The sequence below is a fragment of the Sinomonas halotolerans genome (assembly GCF_039615075.1).
Lineage (GTDB): Bacteria > Actinomycetota > Actinomycetes > Actinomycetales > Micrococcaceae > Sinomonas > Sinomonas halotolerans.
Window position 1 is genome coordinate 15,782 of sequence record NZ_JBDFRB010000019.1, and the last position, 16,243, is coordinate 32,024.

The following is a 16,243-nucleotide window of genomic DNA, read 5'->3' on the forward strand; positions in this document are numbered from 1 at the left end:
GGTGCATGCACCTCCTGCTGCGAACCCTCCTGCTGCTGATCACGTCCCGGCGCCGCCGTCCCCTCGGCCTCTGGGAGACCTCGCAGCTGCGCCTGCGCGTGCTCCCCACAGACGTGGACCTCGCGCTCCACGTCAACAACGGAATGTACTTCTCCCTCATGGACCTCGGGCGCTTCGACCTCATGGTGCGCTCCGGCGCGTGGGACACCCTGCGGGCCAGGGGGTGGAGCCCCGTGGTGAACCTCGAGACGATCACGTTCCGCAAGTCGCTCGACCTCTGGCAGCGCTACACGATGGCCACCCGCATCATCGGAGTGGACGAGCGCGCGATCTACTTCGAGCAGCGCATGGTGGCCGGCGGCGAGCTCTATGCCCGCGCCTACATCGCCACACGGCTCGTCTCGGCGGCGGGCCCCGTGCCCAACGAGGACATCTTCGCCGCCGTGGGGCAGCCGCCGGCGGACCTCGTCCTGCCAGAGTTCCTCCACCGCTGGCGCGAGGAGAACGCGCTCCCGAGCACCCGCCGCCCGGCCCCGCACCTCTGGTAGCCGGACCGCGCCCCGGGCAGGCGGCACGCGCCGTTCTGGTACCGGCTGCTAGGAGGTCATCTCCTCCAGCGCCGAGGCGAGATAGGGGTGCTCGAACCGGAAGCCCGCCGAGAGGAGGGACTCGGGGACTGCGCGGATGCTGTCCAGCGCGAGGTCCGGATTGGTGCGCAGCACCGCCGCCGCGAGCCGGAAGAGGGGTGTGGGTGCGGGGATCCCCGCAGGCACCCCGAGCGCGTCCCGCAGCCGCGCCATGAATTCGCGGTTCGTGACCGGGTGGGGGGCTGTGGCGTTCATGACGCCGGCCGGCACGCCGAGCGGCTCCTCGCCGGGGCCCGGCGGGAGCCCGAGCGCAGTCCTCGCGGCGCGCACCCAGTCCGCGGCGTGGATCCAGGAGAACCACTGGCCGCCGGTGCCGAGATGCCCGCCCGCGCCGAGCCGGGCGGGCGTTGCCAGACGTGACATGAGGGGCGCGTCCCGGTGGAGCACGACGCCCGTGCGCATGATGCTCATCCGCTCGGCCCGGGCGCCGGCAGCCGAGGCCTCCCAGGCGCGCACGACGGCGGCGAGGCCGGGCGTGCTCTCCGGCACCGGCGCCGTCTCCCCGGCAGGCTCGGACAGACCCGCGTACACGTGGACGCCGCTCTGCTGGACCCAGTGTGCGACCGGCCGCTCCCACTCGCGGGACGCCGCGGCGAGGGCGAGCGTCGGAACCGTCCGGCTGCGCTCGAGCAGCTCGAGGTTCTCGGGCGTGCCGGGGCGGTCCAGGTCTGCGCCGCACAGGTTGACGATGCTGAGGGATCCGGCGCGGCCGAGCTCTTCGCTCCAGGCGCCCGGACGCCGCCCGTCCCACAGGATCTGCCGGAAGGGCGAGCTGCGGCGGGCGCGGGCGAGGACGGCCACGTCGTGGCCCGAGCAGGTGAGATCGGCCGCCAACAGCGTGCCCAGGAAGCCCGAGCCGCCGGCGAGCACGGTGAGCCGCTCCGGCCGGTCGCCGTCGTGCGCCTCCGCGAGCCTGTAGAGGCGCGCGCACTGCTCGGCGAAGCGCCGCACGAGGGGCTCGCCGGCGGTGAGGCCGAACTGCTGCGCGAGCGGCCCATGGAGGGACACCGTCTGGGTGAAGAGCGTTCCGCCGTCGCGCTCCTCGACCGTCCACTCGATGTCCTGATGGCCGCCCGGCTGCGGCTGCCGGAGTGCGAGGCGGCGGACGGGCTCGGCGGCCGTGACTGTGAAGGCGGGAGCCGTGCGGCTGTGGAGGGGGCCGAGCAGCCGGTGGGCGGGGGAGTAGTGGCCCGTTGCGCCCTCGCGGAGCCCGCCGTCGAGCGCCGCGCCGGCCACGGCGGGATTCCATTCGGCCCAGCGCTCGGGCCGGGACAGGACGTCCCACAGCCGTTCGGCGGGGAGGCGGAACCATTGGGATGCGCTGCGCTGCCAGGTCACGCGGCCAGTCTAGCCGCGGGCCCGACGCCGGCCGGTGCGCTGTGCCGGCCGGCGGGGTCAGGCTGTCCGGGGCTGGGCCTCCTCGTCCGCCGGACCCCCGCCTGCGGCCTTCTCGGCCTCATCGATGGCCGCGACGATCCGGCGGCAGGCATCACCGAACATCGCCTGCTCCTCGGCGCTCAGCGCGTCGAAGAGGGCACTGCGCACGAAGGCGACGTGGCCCGGGGCGGCCTCGACGATGGCGGCGCGTCCTGCCCCGGTGAGGTGGACGTCCTGGCCGCGGGCATCCTCGGCCGAGCACGAGCGGCTGATCAGCCCCTTCGCCTCCATGCGCCGCAGGATGTGCGAGAGGCGGCTGCGCTCCCACCCGAGCTCGTGCGCCGCCGTGCCCGAGCGGAGCACGCCGTCGGGACACTCCGAGAGCGTGGCCAGCACCGAATACTCTGGGCCCGACAGGTTCGAGTCGCGCGTGAGCTGGCGGTCGATCGCCGGCGGCAGGCCCCAGAGCAGCTTCCGGAGGGCAAGCCAGACGCCGCGCTCGCGCTCGTCGAGCCACTGCGGCGCCGCTGTGCCGGGCCCTGCTGTGCCGGGCCCTGCTGTGCCCGGCGCAGCTGTGCCCGGCGCAGCTGTGCCCGGCGCAGCTGCGCCCGGCGCAGCCTCTTTGTGCCCCTCATCCTGTTGCACGCCTGTCGCCATGCCCACTCCTCTGTCCCCATCTTCTTGACACATCAATTATGCCTGTGGTGCAGTGGTGCCATCAAGTTTTGATTGATGCGTCAACAAGGAGTCCCCATGACCAAGATCGCAGTCGTCACCGGTTCCACCCGCCCGGGCCGCAACAACCTCCAGGTCGCCGAGTGGGTCCTCGCCCGTGCCACCGAGCAGGTCCCCGATGTCGAGTTCGAGCTCGTCGACATTGCGGACTTCAGCCTGCCCCTCCTCAACGAGGCGCTCCCCGCCGCCTATGGCCAGTACGGCCACGAGGCCACCAAGGAGTTCTCGGCCCGCATCGACGAGTTCGACGGCTACATCTTCGTGACCCCGGAGTACAACCACTCCGTCGCCCCAGCCCTCGCCAACGCCCTCTCCTACCTCAACTCCGAGTGGGCCAACAAGGCTGCAGGCATCGTCTCCTACGGCTCGGCCTTCGGCGTCCGCGCGGTCGAGCACCTGCGCGGGATCCTCTCCGAGCTCCAGGTCGCCCACGTCCAGAAGACCGGCATGTTCTCGCTCTTCACCGACTTCCAGGACTTCTCCGTCTTCAAGCCGACCGAGCAGCAGGCTGCCTCCGTGGACCCGATGCTCGCCCAGCTCGTCGCGTGGACCAAGGCCCTCGAGCCGGTCCGCGCCTCGGCGGGTGTGGCAGCCTGACGCGGGGGTGCTACGCAGCGCACGACGGCGGCACCCGGGTGGGCCTGAGGGCTCACCCGGGTGCCGCCGTCGTGCGGTGGCTGGCCCTCCGCTCAGGGCCGGGCCACGACGTAGGCGTTGAACGGGTCGCCGTCGAGGTCCTTGAGCTCGACGTCCCCGAAGCCAGCCTCGCGGAGCATGCGCTCCGCACGCTGGACGCCCCAGACCGTTCCGAGGCCCGCGCCGCCCTGGCCGAGGGATACGGACATGCAGTGGACCGTCGAGATGGCGTAGAGGAAGGCAGCCCACGGAAGCTCCGCGTTCTCGGCCGGCACGCTGCTGGCCCTGATGTCCACCATGAGGAACGTGCCGCCCGGGCGGAGCGCACGCCGCACGGCCGCCAGGACGTCGGCTGGCCGGGCCTGGTCGTGGATCGCGTCGAAGGCCGTCACGAGGTCGAAGGCGGACTCGTCGGAGAGCTCCGCGACGTCGGCAAGTTCGAACTTCGCGTTCCCGAGGCCCCACGCGGCCGCCTCGGCCCGTGCCTCCCCGATGGCTTCGGGGGAGAAGTCGAGGCCCACGAACCGGCTGGCGGGGAATGCCCGGGCCAGGAGGCTGACCGCGTGGCCCTGCCCGCAGCCGATGTCCGCGACGTCGATCCCGGCCTCGAGCCGCCCCACCTCGCCCGTGAGCGGGATGATCTCCGAGAGCAGGGAGGCGTCGTTGACGGCCGCGCTCTCCTCGGCCTGGATCCGGTGGAAGCCCGGATAGTCCTCGTAGCCGAGCCCTCCACCGTGCCGGACCGCCTCGACTACCTTCGGCGTCACCTCTCCCATGAGCGTCAGATACCGGGTCATGCGCGCCAGGTTGTCCACGCCGGGCCCGGTGACGACCGGCACGTAGGCGGGGCCCAGGCTGAAGGCCCCCTCGCCCGCAGCCTCCACGATCCCGGTGCTGAGGAGGCCGTGGACGATCTCCCGCACGTACCGTTCGTCGAGCCCGGCAGCGTCGGCGATCTGCTGGGTCGAGGCAGGCGGAAGGGCGCCCATGGTGTCGAGCAGCCCGGACTGGTAGCCGATGCTGAGCAGGATGCCCGCGCCCGCATCGTTGATGATCCGCAGGAGGTGCTCTGCGGCGAGGTCCGTCCCCTCCGGCTCCTGCTCTGCCGGCTGGCCGGGGGCGTGGGCCCGGACGGGGCCCGTCGTCCCGTCGGGCTCGTTCGTCTGGCCTAGGCCCGTCGCCCGGTCGAGGTCTGCCGTGGTGCCCATGGTGTGCTCCTTGTCGATTCCAGGGTATGTTCCCGTGCTTCGACGGTAGGAGCGGCGCCCAGGCCTGCGGATCGGCAGAATCCTGCATCTTCACGCCCATCCGGCGGCCGCATCAGTGGCGCTGTGGTCCATTCTGTGCAGGCGGCTGCAGGCCCGCGTCGTGTGCCCACGCTGAAGCGGCCGTCCGCGAGGCAACCCCGAGCTTGGTGTAGATGTTGGCGAGGTGACGGGCCACGGTCCTGTCGCTGAGGACGAGGGCCGACGCGATGTCCCGGTTGCCGGCTCCGCCCATGAGGTACCGCAGCACCTCCGTCTCGCGCTGGGTGAGGGGCCCGACGGCGATGTGGCGCCTCGGGCGGTCGAGCCGGCGCACGTCGGGCTCGGCCCCGAGCCGCCGGTAGATGGCCGCCGCCGTGGCGCGCTCGGCCTCGGCCTCCGTCCGGGTGGCAGTCGAGCCGTCCCCGCGCGCCTCGAGGGCTGCGGCGAGGATCTCGTGGGCGCGGGCGAGCCCGTGGCGGATCCCCTGGCTCCGGTACAGCCCTGCCGCGCGGCGCGCAGCAGCCGCCGCATCAGGGATCCGGGCCGCGCCGAGGGCCACGAGGGCTGCGGCGTGTGCCGCCGAGGCGAGGAGGCCGGCCGTTCCATAGAAGTGCGCCGCAGCGTCCAGCTCCCCGGCCCAGTTCTCGGCCGCCTCGCGCTCGCCGGCTGCCAGGCCCAGCTCGACCGCCGCCAGAAGGAGCTGCGGCCGGCGGACAGGGGGCGCCGCGGCGAGCTCGGCGCGAAGGGAGTCGAGCCCCTCAGCCAGCCGGCCGGCGTCGGCCGCCAGATAGGCGAGTCCCGGCTGGGGCTCGGTGCCCGCGGCGCTCGCCCGGGCGTACGCGGAGGCGGCCTCGGTGCCCCGCCCGCGCAGCCGCAGCACGTCGCCGAGCGCCGCGAAGCCCTCCGCCGCGGTCCACGACTGGGCGCCGAGCAGGGTCGTGCTCGTCTCCTCGAGCCTTGCGAGGGCCTGGTCCCACGCCCCCTCCGCGACGAGGAGCTGGAGCCCGTGGAGCTGCGTGATCGAGTTGTACATGAACGACTCGGAGAGCGGGGCACACCACGCGCCCAACGCGTCCGTCCACGCCCTCATGCGCGCGTAGTCGCCGATCTCGTGGCTCAGGTGGATGACGGAGCAGTAGATGTCCCCTCCCCAGACCGGGTCCACGGCGCCGGCGACGACGGGGAGCAGGGACTCGTCCAGGAGCGAGAAGCCCTCGTCCACGTGCCCCCGGATGACGCGGGCGCTGCCCTCGAGCACGAGGGCGAAGGCGTCCAGCGCCTCGACCCGGTGCCGGCGGGCGAGAGACCTCACCTGGGCGGCGGCCGACTCGGCGCGCGCGGGGTCGGCGGATCCGTCGAGCTCGAACGAGGAGCGCAGATAGGCGAGGTATCCATGCTCGGGGCCTTCCGGGAGCGGGGCGAGGAGCCGCCCGGCGCGCGCGAGCCAGGCGCCGTGGAGGGCGATGTCGGCACGGAGACCCCACTGCAGCGAGAGGCGGAGCGCCGTCATGCCGGCCTCGCGCGGCTTTCCCTGTTCGTCGAGACGGCGGAAGGCCTGCTCTCCCACGGCCATGGACGCCGGCACGTCGCCGAGCCACCAGAGCGCGGCCACGAGGGCCTCGAGGTCCTCGGCGGCGAGCGAATCCCTCTCCGGCAGGTCCTTGAGCGCTGCGCGGACGGCCGGCCAGTCGGAGCGCAGGGAGGCCTCCCGGGCCGCGTCGATGGCCGCCTGACGAGAGTCCATGGTGCCTCCTCGTGCCATCAAGCGTAGCCCTCCCGGCCCCGAGCGGCGAGGATGGACCGTGCGGCCACGGCAGGCCGCACGAAAGGGGATGCACCATGGAGATCGCGCTCACGGGCGGAAGCGGCAAGCTCGGCCGGGCGGTGCTCGCGCACCTGCGCGCGGCAGGGCACACGGTCTGGAACCTCGACGCTGTGGGGGAGCGGGACCCGGGGTTCGTGCGCACGGACCTGACGGACTACGGCCAGGTGGCCGACGCGCTCGCGGGGATCGATGACCGCCACAGCGGTGTGGACGCGGTGGTGCACCTCGCGGCGGTCCCGGCGCCCGGGCTCGTGCCGGACGCCGCGACGTTCCACAACAACATGCTCGCGACCTACAACGTCTTCCAGGGCGCGCGCCGTGCAGGGGTCAGGCGGATCGTGTACGCCTCGAGCGAGACCGTGCTCGGGCTTCCGTTCGACACCCCGCCGCCGTACATCCCCGTGGATGAGGAGTACCCCGCCCGGCCGGAGAGCACCTACTCGCTCGTGAAGCACCTCGAGGAGCAGATGGCGGTCCAGCTGTGCCGCTGGGATCCGGACCTGAGCGTGAGCGCGCTGCGCTTCTCCAACGTCATGGACCCCGAGGACTACGCGGAGTTCCCCTCCTTCGATGCGGATCCCCGGGGCCGCAAGTGGAACCTGTGGGGCTACATCGACGCCCGCGACGGCGCCCAGGCGGTGCGCCGTGCCCTCGAGGCGGCGCGGCCCGGATTCGAGGCGTACATCATCGCCGCCGCGGACACGGTGATGTCCCGCCGCTCGGCGGAGCTCGCGGCCGAGGTCTTCCCGGACACCAGCCTCACGCGCGAGGTGGGGGAGCACGAGACGCTCCTGTCCATCGACAAGGCGCGCCGCCTCCTGGGCTACAGCCCTGAGCACAGCTGGCGGGACAGCCTCTGACGCCGCCAACGGGACGGACGGTGCAGGATCCCAAATTGGGATCCCAACCCTCTTGACTGTGTTGCAGGCCACACCCTAGCGTTCTCTTGGGATCCCAAATTGGAATCCCAAGAAGAGATCTCCTCACACGTTGCGCACGCCCATCCGGGCCCGGCCTCTTCCGGGGAGGCCGTCATTCACACTGTCGTGAAGGAGGACGCGTGTCCGTCCGCGAAGAAACCAGTCCCCAGCCGCCCCTCGCTCGGGACAGCGAGGGAAGCGGCGCCAGGCGCAGCAATGTGCGCTGGAAGCTGTTCCTGCTCCTGCTCGTCCTGGTCACGGTCAACTACATCGACCGCGGCTCCATCTCGGTGGCCCTGCCGATCATCCAGAAGGAGTTCAACCTCTCTCCGGAACTCGTGGGCCTCCTCCTCTCAGCCTTCTTCTGGACCTACGCGCTCATGCAGGTCCCGGTCGGCTGGCTCATCGACCGTTTCGGCCCGCGCAAGGTCGTCACGGCCTCGTGCGTCGGCTGGGGCGCCGCGACCGCGGCCTCAGGCATGGCCGGCGGGTTCCTCAGCATGTTCATCGCCCGCATGGGCATCGGCGTCACGGAGGCCGGCATCATGCCGGCCGGCGGCAAGCTCAACGCCATCTGGATGCACTCCAAGGAACGCGGGCGCGGCGCCACGATCCTCGACGCGGGCGCTCCGCTCGGAGCCGGCGTGGGCGGGATCCTCATCACGTGGCTCATCGCGGCAGCCGGCGGGTGGCGCGCGGCCTTCGTCATCGCCGGCGTCGCCACTGTGCTGCTCGGCATTGCCACCTGGTGGTACCTGCGGGACCACCCGCGCCAGCACAGGGGAGTCAACGAGGCCGAGGCGGAGTACATCGAGGCCTCGCACCGCGCCGAGGACGAGGCTGCCGGCATGACGAAGGGAGAGGCCCGCCGCGCTCTCCTTCCGTACCTGAAGTTCCGCTCGTTCTGGGCCATGTGCTTCGGCTGGCTCGGCTTCAACGGCGTCTTCTACGGCCTGCTCACATGGGGCCCGCTCTACCTCTCCCAGGCCAAGGGCTTCGACCTCAAGACGATCGGCTGGTCCACTTTCGTCATCTTCGGGGCGGGCTTCGTCGGCGAGATCCTCGGAGGCCTCCTGGCGGACAGGCTCCGAAGCAAGGGCTATGGCGCCAACCTCGTCATGCGCTCCCTCCTGGGCGCCTCGAGCGTCGTCGTGGCCGCGGGACTCGTCGGGGTGACGATCGTGGCGGACCCGATCGCCGCCGTCGTCCTCCTCTCGGTTGTCCTGTTCTTCCTGCGCTGGGTCGGGCTCTTCTGGTCCATCCCCGCCACGCTGGGCGGGCGGACGAACGCCGGAGTCCTCGGCGGTGCCATGAACTTCAGCGGCAACATCGCCGGCTTCGTGACGCCCATCGCCGTCGGCCTGATCGTGGGGGCGACGGGCGGCTACACGTGGGCGCTGCTGTACTTCGTCGGGTCGGCCATCGTCATGGGCGCCTCGGTGCTCACGCTCGACTACTCGAAGCGGCTGCCCGTCTGAGCCGTGGGCGGCGGGGCGGCGACGGCCCCGCCGCCTGCCCCATGGTCGAATGGGGCAACAGCCATCAGCCACTGCAGGGCCTTGGGGCCCGCCCGAGGAGAGGAACTCCCTCATGGCACAGCCGATCGACGAGCCGACGCGGGACCGCCCGCTGCGCGAGATCATCCGCGACGCCCTCAGGGCTCGGATCTTCGAGGGCTACTACCCCCCGGGGACCCGGCTCATCGAGCGCGACCTGGCCGCTGAGTTCAACGTCTCGAGGCTGCCCGTCCGCGAGGCCCTGCGCATGCTCCTGCAGGAGGGGCTCCTGGCCGAGCGGGCGACGCGCGGCTCCGTCGTGGCGGGGCTGAGCGAGAAGGAGGTCCAGGACCTCTTCGACGTACGCGCCTCCCTCGAGGTGCTCGCGTGCCGGCTCGCTGCGGAGCGGGCCACGCCTGAGGACCTCGCGAGGCTCGGGGCACTGCTGGACGGCGCCGCCGACGCGCTGGCCAGAGGCAGCATCAACGAGGCCCACCGCCTCAACAACGACTTCCACGACGAGGTGACGAGGATCGCGGACAATGCCTTCCTCCGCACGGCCCTCGAGCCCCTCCAAGGCCGCATGCACTGGCTCTTCCGCCACGTCACCGACCTCCCCGAGCTCGTCCAGGAGCACCGGGACCTCCTCTCCGCCATCGCCACAGGCGACCCGGAGCAGGCAGCCGAGCAGTCGCGCCGGCACATCGGCAAGTACAGAGACCAATACCCGGACACCGTCTGAGCGCCGCCACGCGGCGAAGGACGCGGGTCCGAGACCAAGGACCATCAATGAGACTTCTCGTCATCAACCCGAACATCAGTGAGGACGTCACCGCGCTCATCCGCGCGGAGGCACAGCGCTCTGCTGCGCCGGACACGGAACTCGTCGTGCGCACCGCCGGCCACGGCGTCGAGTACATCGAGACCCGCCTCGAGTCCCTCATCGCCGCGGGGGCCGTCGCCGAGCTCATCGCCGAGCACGCGGCCGGCGACGGCCAGCGCGTCGACGGGGTCGTCGTCGCGGCCTTCGGCGATCCGGGCCTGCCCGCGGTCAAGGAACTCGCGGACGTCCCCGTCGTCGGCATCACCGAGGCGGCACTCTGCGCGGCCGCGCTCCAAGGCCAGCGCTTCTCGATCATCGCCATCTCCGACCGCATCACCGCCTGGTACCGCGACTGCGTCGAGCGGTTCGGCTTCGGCTCCCGCCTCGCCTCGATCCGTTCCATCAAGGAGGCCCTGCGCGGCATCGGAAGCGTCCAGGAGGACTTCCGCCCGACCCTCGTCGAGCTCGCGCGACTGGCCGTCGCGGAAGACGGCGCCGACGTCGTGATCCTCGCGGGCGCACCGCTCGCGGGACTCGCCCGGGACGTCGCCGATGACATCCCGGTGCCCGTCGTCGACGGCATCGGGGCAGGCATCCGCCTCGCCGAGGCCATCGTCGGGCTCGGCTCCGGAGCCCACCGGGCCGGCTCCTTCGCGGCCCCGCCGGTCAAGCGGAGGGACGGGCTCACTCCGGCGCTCGACGCCGCGCTCGACGCCGCTCAGCTCGCCGTGCAGGGCGCACACACCCGAGGCGGTGCCCGATGACGGCCCGCGTGCCCGACGGTGCCCGCAGCACGGCTGCCGGGCTCGTGATCGCCCACGGCCTCGTGGTCAACGCAACCGGCGCGCGCAGGGCCCACGTGGTGGTCGACGGCGGCCGCATCACCGCCATCGTCGACGCCACGGAGCCCGTGCCCGCTGCAGAGCGGGTCATCGATGCCACGGGCCGCGCCGTCATCCCCGGCGGGATCGACGGACACTGCCACGTGGCCCAGACCACGGGTCCCTGGACCACTCTCGACGACTACGCCGTCACCTCCGCCGCAGCCCTGTGGGGAGGCACGACGACGATCCTCGACTTCGGCATCCCCCGCGACTCCTCCGAGACCCCGCTCGCGGCTGCCCGGAACAAGCTCGAGCTCGCAGCCGACTCCCGCTGCGATGTCGCGCTCCACGGCTCGGTCATCACGTGGGATGAGACCGTCCCGGCCCAGCTCGACGCGCTCGCGGCCCTAGGGGTCCGCAGCGTCAAGATGTACATGACCAACCGGGGGTCGACCATGGCGGACGACGACACGGTCCTGAAGGTCATGCGGGAGATGGTCCGCCTGGACGGGCTCACCTACATCCATGCCGAGCATGACGCGATGATCGCCGACTGCACCCAGGAGCACGCCGATGCGGGGCGGACCGGCATCGGGCACCTGCACGAGACCCGACCGGAGCTTGCGGAGGAGGCCTCGGTCCGCGAAGTGCTCGCGATGGCCGAGTACACGGGCGCCCCCGTCTACTTCGTGCACCAGTCCACACCACGCGCCGTCGACCTCGTCGCACAGGCCCGGGCCCGGGGCGTCGAGGCGCACTCCGAGACGTGCCCGCACTACCTCGTCCTCGACGACGGCGTGTACTCCTCGCGCTTCCCGGAGTGGTACGCGTGCTGCCCGCCCATGCGCTCGCCGGAGACGGTCGAGGCCCTGCGCAGGCGCTTCGCGGAAGGGTCCGTCCACACTGTCTCCAGCGACCACTCGTGCTACGACCTGGCGCAGAAGCGGGAGCGCACCGACGACATCCGGCAGATGCCGCACGGACTGCCCGGAGTCGAGACCCGCATGCCGGTGGCCTTCACGGCGCTCGCGGAGGCGATGTCCGCGGCGGGCACGGGACGCGGGGGAGGGGACGACGGCGTGCGCCTCCTCGAACGGTTCGTCGAGCTCTTCGCGGCTGGCCCGGCGAGGATCAACGCGATCCCCGGCAAGGGCGTCATCGCGTCCGGATACGATGCGGACCTCGTCGTGTTCGACCCGGAGGAGGAGCGGGCCGTCGACGGGACGGCGCTGCACATGGGGACGGACTTCTCGCCCTTCGAGGGGATGAGGCTGCGCGGCTGGCCCCAGGCTGTCGTCTCGGCGGGCCGCGTCGTCCTCGACGGGGACGGGTTCCATGACCCGGGTCCGGTGGGCCGCTTCCTCGCCAGGCAGGGCTACCGGGAATCCCACCAGGCTGCCGGGGCATCGGGTCCGGGCACCCCGCATGCCCTGCAGACGGCCGGCAGCGGAGGAGGGGAGTGAGCATGGTCCACGCAGACCGGCCCCGCCGCATCGGCATGATCGTGCCCTCATCGAACACATGCCTCGAGCCGATGAGCTACCGCGTCCTCGGCGCGCGGAAGGACGCCACGGTCCACTCTGCCCGTATCCCCGTCACGCGCATCGCCCTCGACGCCGGCTCGGACCGGCAGTTCGACGTGGCCGGCATGCGCAGTGCCGCCGAGCTGCTCGCCTCTGCGGCCGTGGATGTCATCGCCTGGAACGGCACGTCCGGGTCGTGGCTCGGTCCGGACCACGACCGCGCCATCGCCGCCGAGATCACCGCGGCGACCGGCATCCCGGCCACGACATCGACGCTTGCCTACCTCGATGCGTTCGCACAGTTCGGAACCGGGTCGATCGGACTCTTCACCCCGTACACGCCGGACGTGAACCTGCAGGTGATCGAACGCTACGCCGAGGCCGGCATCCACACCTGCGGCCATCGCGCCCTCGGCCTGAGCGACAACGAGTCGTTTGCGCGGGTGGACCCTGCGGAGCTCGTGCCCGGCTCGCTCGAGCTCGCTGCCGGACGGCCTGATGCGATCGTCTACCTGTGCACGAACCTCTACGGTGCGGCGGTGGCGGCGGAGATCGAGGAGTCAACGGGCGTGCCGGTCCTCGACTCGGTGGCGGTGACACTGTGGAGGTGCCTCCAGCTCGTGGGCCCCCCGCTGCTCGACCCGCGCTGGGGCCGGCTGCTCGCCTGACGCCGGGGCGTGCCCTTGCCGGACCGTCGCGAGGACGCCGCAGGGCCGGCAGCGTGATGCTGCCGGCCCTGCGGTCGTCTCGGCCTTGGCCCTTGAGGGCCTCAGCCAGATGCAGTGGAAAGGCTCAGAGAGGGCGGACCTTCGCGGCCTGGAGGCCCTTCGGGCCCTGCTGCGCCTCGAACTCGACCTTCTGGCCTTCCTGGAGCTCGCGGTAGCCCGTGGACTCGATCGCGGAGAAGTGCACGAAGATGTCGGCGCTGTTGTCATCCGGGGCGATGAAGCCGAAGCCCTTTTCGCTGTTGAACCACTTGACGGTGCCAGTTGCCATTCTGTCCTCCTCGGACGGGTGCAGGTTCCGTATCTCGGAACCGCTTGCAGCGGTGTTCAGTACCGCGAAGCAGACACACACCCGGCCTCCGGCGGAGACTGGCCTTGCGTACAACCATAATGCGAACCACAACGACTACGGCTTCAACGGTACAGGACGGGATGCGGTTCGGCCACCGTCCCTGCGCGCCCCAATGCGGCGCCCCGCCTCCGGGGCGCCGCAGCGGGCTGTCAGTCGGAGCCCAGATTGATGTCCGGGTTCTCCTCCTCCACGGCGTCGAGCTCGATGAGGCGGCGCGGATCGTGGAGCGGGTCGATCCCGTCCATCGTCTCCGGACTGTCGCTCGAGCCCTCCACCGCCTGGCTGTCGCGTCCGTCGAGGGGCTCGGTCAGGTCGTCGTCCTCGGTGTCGCCCCAGTCGAGGCTGTGCGTCATCGCGTGCTCCTCTCAGCCTGCGTCGAAGCGCTCGTCGTCGCCCTCGTCTGCGTCGCGGTCATTGCCCGACCCGTCGGGAAGGCTCGCGACGTCGGGGGTGCGGCGGCGGGGCGCTTCCTCGTCGGCGGGGACGTTCTCGGTGTCCTGGCTCATGGCAGCTCCTTCCCATCTCGGGGGAGCGGCGAGGGGAGCCCGCTCCCTGACTCAACGGTAGGCCCCTGCCGCCTTAAAGGGGAGGACCCGCGGGAGGACGGGCCCGACGACCGGCGGGAGGGCCGGCGTGGCGCCCCGTCCCGGCGCTCAGCCCGCCCAGCGGTACTCCTTCTCGGGCCTTCCCGGGGACCCGTACCGGGCGGAGCGCACGAGCTCGCCCGTGTCCGCCAGATGCTCGAGGTACCGCCTGGCCGTCACGCGCGAGACCCCGACAGCTTCGGTCACCTCGGCGGCGGAGACGGCGGCGTCCCTGGACCGGAGGTAGTCGCGGACAGCCGCGAGGGTCTCTCCGGAGAGGCCCTTGGGCAGCGGCGGAGCGACAGGGGAGCGCAGTGCCGCGAGCGCGGCGTCGACAGCGGCCTGCGACGCCGTGCCGCCCAGAGAGTCGAGCGCCTCGCGGTAGGCGCGGTAGTGCTCGAGCCGCTCGGCGAGGGCCGCGAACGTGAAGGGCTTGATGACGTACTGCACCACGCCGACCGAGATGGCCTTCCGCACCACCGGCAGCTCGCGCACGGCCGTGATGGCGATGATGTCCACGCCGTGGCCGCCGGCGCGGAGTCGCCGGCCCACGTCCACGCCGTGCAGGTCCGGGAGGTTCATGTCCAGGAGCACGAGGTCCACGGGCCTGCCTGCCGCCTCGAGCTCCGCCGCGGCCCGGAGGGCGGAGGCCCCGTCGCGCGCCGTCCCCACGTGCACGAATCCGGGCACGCGCGCCACGTAGGCGGCGTGCGCGTCCGCAGCAATCTGCTCGTCCTCGACGACGAGCACCCGCAGCTCGCGCATCACCGCTCCGCTCCGTCCCGGCACGGCAGGGACACTGTGAACACGGCCCCGCTCCGGCGGCTGAGCGAGAGCGCCCCTCCGAGCCGGTCCACCGACCGCGCCACCAGGGCGAGCCCCAGGCCTCGGCCCCGTCCCGAATGCGGCCCCGAATGCGGCTTGGTGGAGTACCCGTAGCGGAGGACCTTCTCGGCCTCGTCCTCCGCGACCCCGGGACCGCTGTCGGCCACCTCGATGACGACCTCGCCGCCGTCGCGCACGATCTCGAGCGAGACCCACCGGGGCGGGCCCGAGGAGGCTGCGGCGTCTATCGCGTTGTCGAGGAGGTTGCCCACCACCGTCACGAGCTCCACCGCCGGCAGGCCGGTCCCCGCGAGCGAGGCGGTGGCCTCCGCGTCGAGGCGCACACCGCGCTCGTTCGCCTGGGCCGCCTTCCCCATGACGAGCGCTGCGAGGACAGGCTCGTCGAGCGAGACGACGAGCTCGTCCGCGAGCGCCTGGCTCAGCCGGAGGTCCTCCGTTGCGAAGTCGCGGGCCTCCTCCGTACGCCCCAGCTCGAGCAGGGACACGATCGTGTGGAGCCGGTTGGCGTGCTCATGGGTCTGGCTCCGCAGGGCGTCCGAGAGTGTCCGCATGGTCTCGAGCTCGCTCCCGAGGGCCTCGATCTCCGTGCGGTCCCGGAGTGTGGCGACCGCCCCGATGACGCGCGTCCGGCGGCGCTCCGCGCTCACTGCCGGCTCCTGGTTGACCACGAGCACGCGGTCGCGGGTCACGTGGATCTCGTCGTGCGCGCGGCGGCCGCTCGCGAGCAGGTCGCGCAGGCTCGCGGGAAGCTCGAGCGAGTCCACGCCGGCGGCGATCGGGCCGCGGGCGGAGGGGACGGCGTCGTCTGCGGGGGCGAGCCCGAGGAGCCGCGAGGCCTGGTCGTTGCGGATGACGACGCGCCCGCCTGTGTCGACGAGCATCACGCCCTCGCGCACGGAATGCAGCACCGACTCGTAGTAGGCGAAGAGCTGGCCGAGCTGCTCGGGGCCATAGCCGCGCGTGACCGCCGAGAGGTACCGGCCGAGCGCGAGCGACCCCAGCACGCCGAGGGCGAGCACGGCCGCGGCGACCGCGAGCACCGCGGGGAGCCGGCCCGCGAGCGCGACGTCGACAGCGCTGACCCGGACCCCGGCAGAGACCATCCCGAGGATGCGGCCGTCCTCGGAGAAGACGGGGACGATCGAGCGTACGGAGGGGCCCAGGGTGCCCTCGTACGTCTCCGTGAAGGGCCTGCCCGCGAGCGCTTGGTCGATGCTCCCGATGTACGCACCGCCGATCTGCGCGGGATTCGCGTGCGTCCAGCGGGTCCGGTCCGGGGCCATGACCGTGATGAAGTCCAGGTCAGCGTCCGCGATCAGCTGCTCGGTGTAGGGCTGGAGGAGCGGGGTGGGCGAGCGCGTTGCGGCCTGCTGTGCGGCCCCGACCACCAGCGGGCTGTCCGCCACCGCCTCGGCGACGGCGAGCGTGCGGAGCCCGGCGGCGTCGTACACCTGCGTCCGCGCGTCGAGGTACATCGCGGTGCCGACGAACGCGGTGAGCACCACGACGGCAAGCACCAGCAGCGCGATGAGGCGCCCTGCGAGGCTCATGCCCTTCATGTGCTGTGCCTTCCTCCGGCGGTGCGGGCCCTGGGTGCAGGCCCTTGGGAACGAGGTGCTGTGACCAATATGACCGCAAGGGTGAGGTCTGTCACACGCAAGGGGAGAGTTGGTCCTGGAACGG

17 protein-coding genes are annotated in these 16,243 nt (G+C 72.1%); 8 read left to right on the forward strand and 9 right to left on the reverse strand.

Annotated elements, in window-relative coordinates; all coding sequences use genetic code 11:
- The first annotated feature begins 5 nt into the window (after positions 1-5).
- Complete coding sequence (locus ABCQ75_RS15025; RefSeq protein ID WP_345886424.1) at positions 6-548, forward strand: acyl-CoA thioesterase; 543 nt, start codon at positions 6-8, stop codon at positions 546-548.
- 48 nt (positions 549-596) lie between these two features.
- On the opposite strand, the gene ABCQ75_RS15030 is transcribed toward ABCQ75_RS15025, so the two are convergent.
- A complete protein-coding gene (locus tag ABCQ75_RS15030) occupies positions 597-1,985 on the reverse strand; it encodes a DUF1731 domain-containing protein (RefSeq protein ID WP_345886425.1) in 1,389 nt (462 codons plus the stop codon).
- A 57-nt stretch (positions 1,986-2,042) separates the two neighbouring features.
- Positions 2,043-2,681: a MarR family winged helix-turn-helix transcriptional regulator gene (locus ABCQ75_RS15035; RefSeq protein WP_345886426.1), complete on the reverse strand. Its 639-nt coding sequence runs from the start codon at positions 2,679-2,681 to the stop codon at positions 2,043-2,045.
- A 96-nt stretch (positions 2,682-2,777) separates the two neighbouring features.
- Here ABCQ75_RS15035 and ABCQ75_RS15040 point away from each other — a divergent pair, with 96 nt between their 5' ends.
- On the forward strand, positions 2,778-3,356 hold the full coding sequence (locus tag ABCQ75_RS15040) for an NADPH-dependent FMN reductase (protein WP_345886427.1): 579 nt from the start codon (positions 2,778-2,780) through the stop codon (positions 3,354-3,356).
- Positions 3,357-3,448: 92 nt separating this feature from the next.
- Here ABCQ75_RS15040 and ABCQ75_RS15045 read toward each other — a convergent pair whose 3' ends face one another.
- Both ABCQ75_RS15045 and ABCQ75_RS15050 read right to left on the reverse strand, forming a co-directional pair.
- Positions 3,449-4,603: a class I SAM-dependent methyltransferase gene (locus ABCQ75_RS15045; RefSeq protein ID WP_345886429.1), complete on the reverse strand. Its 1,155-nt coding sequence runs from the start codon at positions 4,601-4,603 to the stop codon at positions 3,449-3,451.
- A gap of 112 nt (positions 4,604-4,715) precedes the next feature.
- Positions 4,716-6,386 (reverse strand): LuxR C-terminal-related transcriptional regulator, encoded by a 1,671-nt coding sequence (locus ABCQ75_RS15050; protein ID WP_345886430.1) that lies wholly within the window; start codon positions 6,384-6,386, stop codon positions 4,716-4,718.
- Between the two features lie 95 nt (positions 6,387-6,481).
- Here ABCQ75_RS15050 and ABCQ75_RS15055 point away from each other — a divergent pair, with 95 nt between their 5' ends.
- The 6 genes from ABCQ75_RS15055 (at position 6,482) to ABCQ75_RS15080 (ending at position 12,721) form a co-directional block, all read left to right on the forward strand.
- Complete coding sequence (locus tag ABCQ75_RS15055) at positions 6,482-7,327, forward strand: NAD-dependent epimerase/dehydratase family protein (RefSeq protein WP_345886431.1); 846 nt, start codon at positions 6,482-6,484, stop codon at positions 7,325-7,327.
- A 278-nt stretch (positions 7,328-7,605) separates the two neighbouring features.
- Complete coding sequence (locus ABCQ75_RS15060) at positions 7,606-8,865, forward strand: MFS transporter (RefSeq protein WP_345886432.1); 1,260 nt, start codon at positions 7,606-7,608, stop codon at positions 8,863-8,865.
- Positions 8,866-8,977: 112 nt separating this feature from the next.
- The gene (locus ABCQ75_RS15065; RefSeq protein ID WP_345886434.1) at positions 8,978-9,625 is read left to right on the forward strand and encodes a GntR family transcriptional regulator; all 648 of its coding nucleotides are present in this window, start codon (positions 8,978-8,980) and stop codon (positions 9,623-9,625) included.
- Positions 9,626-9,672: 47 nt separating this feature from the next.
- Positions 9,673-10,470 carry an aspartate/glutamate racemase family protein gene (locus ABCQ75_RS15070; protein ID WP_345886435.1) on the forward strand — a complete coding sequence of 266 codons (798 nt, stop codon included), beginning with the start codon at positions 9,673-9,675 and terminating at the stop codon, positions 10,468-10,470.
- Positions 10,467-11,993 (forward strand): amidohydrolase family protein, encoded by a 1,527-nt coding sequence (locus ABCQ75_RS15075; RefSeq protein WP_345886436.1) that lies wholly within the window; start codon positions 10,467-10,469, stop codon positions 11,991-11,993. The genes ABCQ75_RS15070 and ABCQ75_RS15075 overlap by 4 nt, the downstream gene beginning before the upstream one ends.
- Before the next feature lie 2 nt (positions 11,994-11,995).
- Entirely contained in the window at positions 11,996-12,721 is a 726-nt protein-coding gene (locus ABCQ75_RS15080) for a maleate cis-trans isomerase family protein (RefSeq protein ID WP_345886437.1), read from the forward strand.
- Between the two features lie 124 nt (positions 12,722-12,845).
- On the opposite strand, the gene ABCQ75_RS15085 is transcribed toward ABCQ75_RS15080, so the two are convergent.
- The 5 genes from ABCQ75_RS15085 to ABCQ75_RS15105 all read right to left on the reverse strand — a co-directional run bounded on the left by ABCQ75_RS15085 (position 12,846) and on the right by ABCQ75_RS15105 (position 16,119).
- Positions 12,846-13,049, reverse strand: a complete 204-nt coding sequence (locus ABCQ75_RS15085) for a cold-shock protein (RefSeq protein WP_345886438.1) — start codon at positions 13,047-13,049, stop codon at positions 12,846-12,848.
- A 230-nt stretch (positions 13,050-13,279) separates the two neighbouring features.
- Positions 13,280-13,483 (reverse strand): hypothetical protein, encoded by a 204-nt coding sequence (locus ABCQ75_RS15090; protein WP_345886440.1) that lies wholly within the window; start codon positions 13,481-13,483, stop codon positions 13,280-13,282.
- 12 nt (positions 13,484-13,495) lie between these two features.
- The gene (locus ABCQ75_RS15095) at positions 13,496-13,636 is read right to left on the reverse strand and encodes a hypothetical protein (protein ID WP_345886441.1); all 141 of its coding nucleotides are present in this window, start codon (positions 13,634-13,636) and stop codon (positions 13,496-13,498) included.
- Positions 13,637-13,783: 147 nt separating this feature from the next.
- Positions 13,784-14,479 (reverse strand): response regulator, encoded by a 696-nt coding sequence (locus ABCQ75_RS15100; protein WP_345886442.1) that lies wholly within the window; start codon positions 14,477-14,479, stop codon positions 13,784-13,786.
- Positions 14,479-16,119, reverse strand: a complete 1,641-nt coding sequence (locus tag ABCQ75_RS15105; protein ID WP_345886443.1) for a sensor histidine kinase — start codon at positions 16,117-16,119, stop codon at positions 14,479-14,481. The genes ABCQ75_RS15100 and ABCQ75_RS15105 overlap by 1 nt, the downstream gene beginning before the upstream one ends.
- Positions 16,120-16,243: the final 124 nt, after the last annotated feature.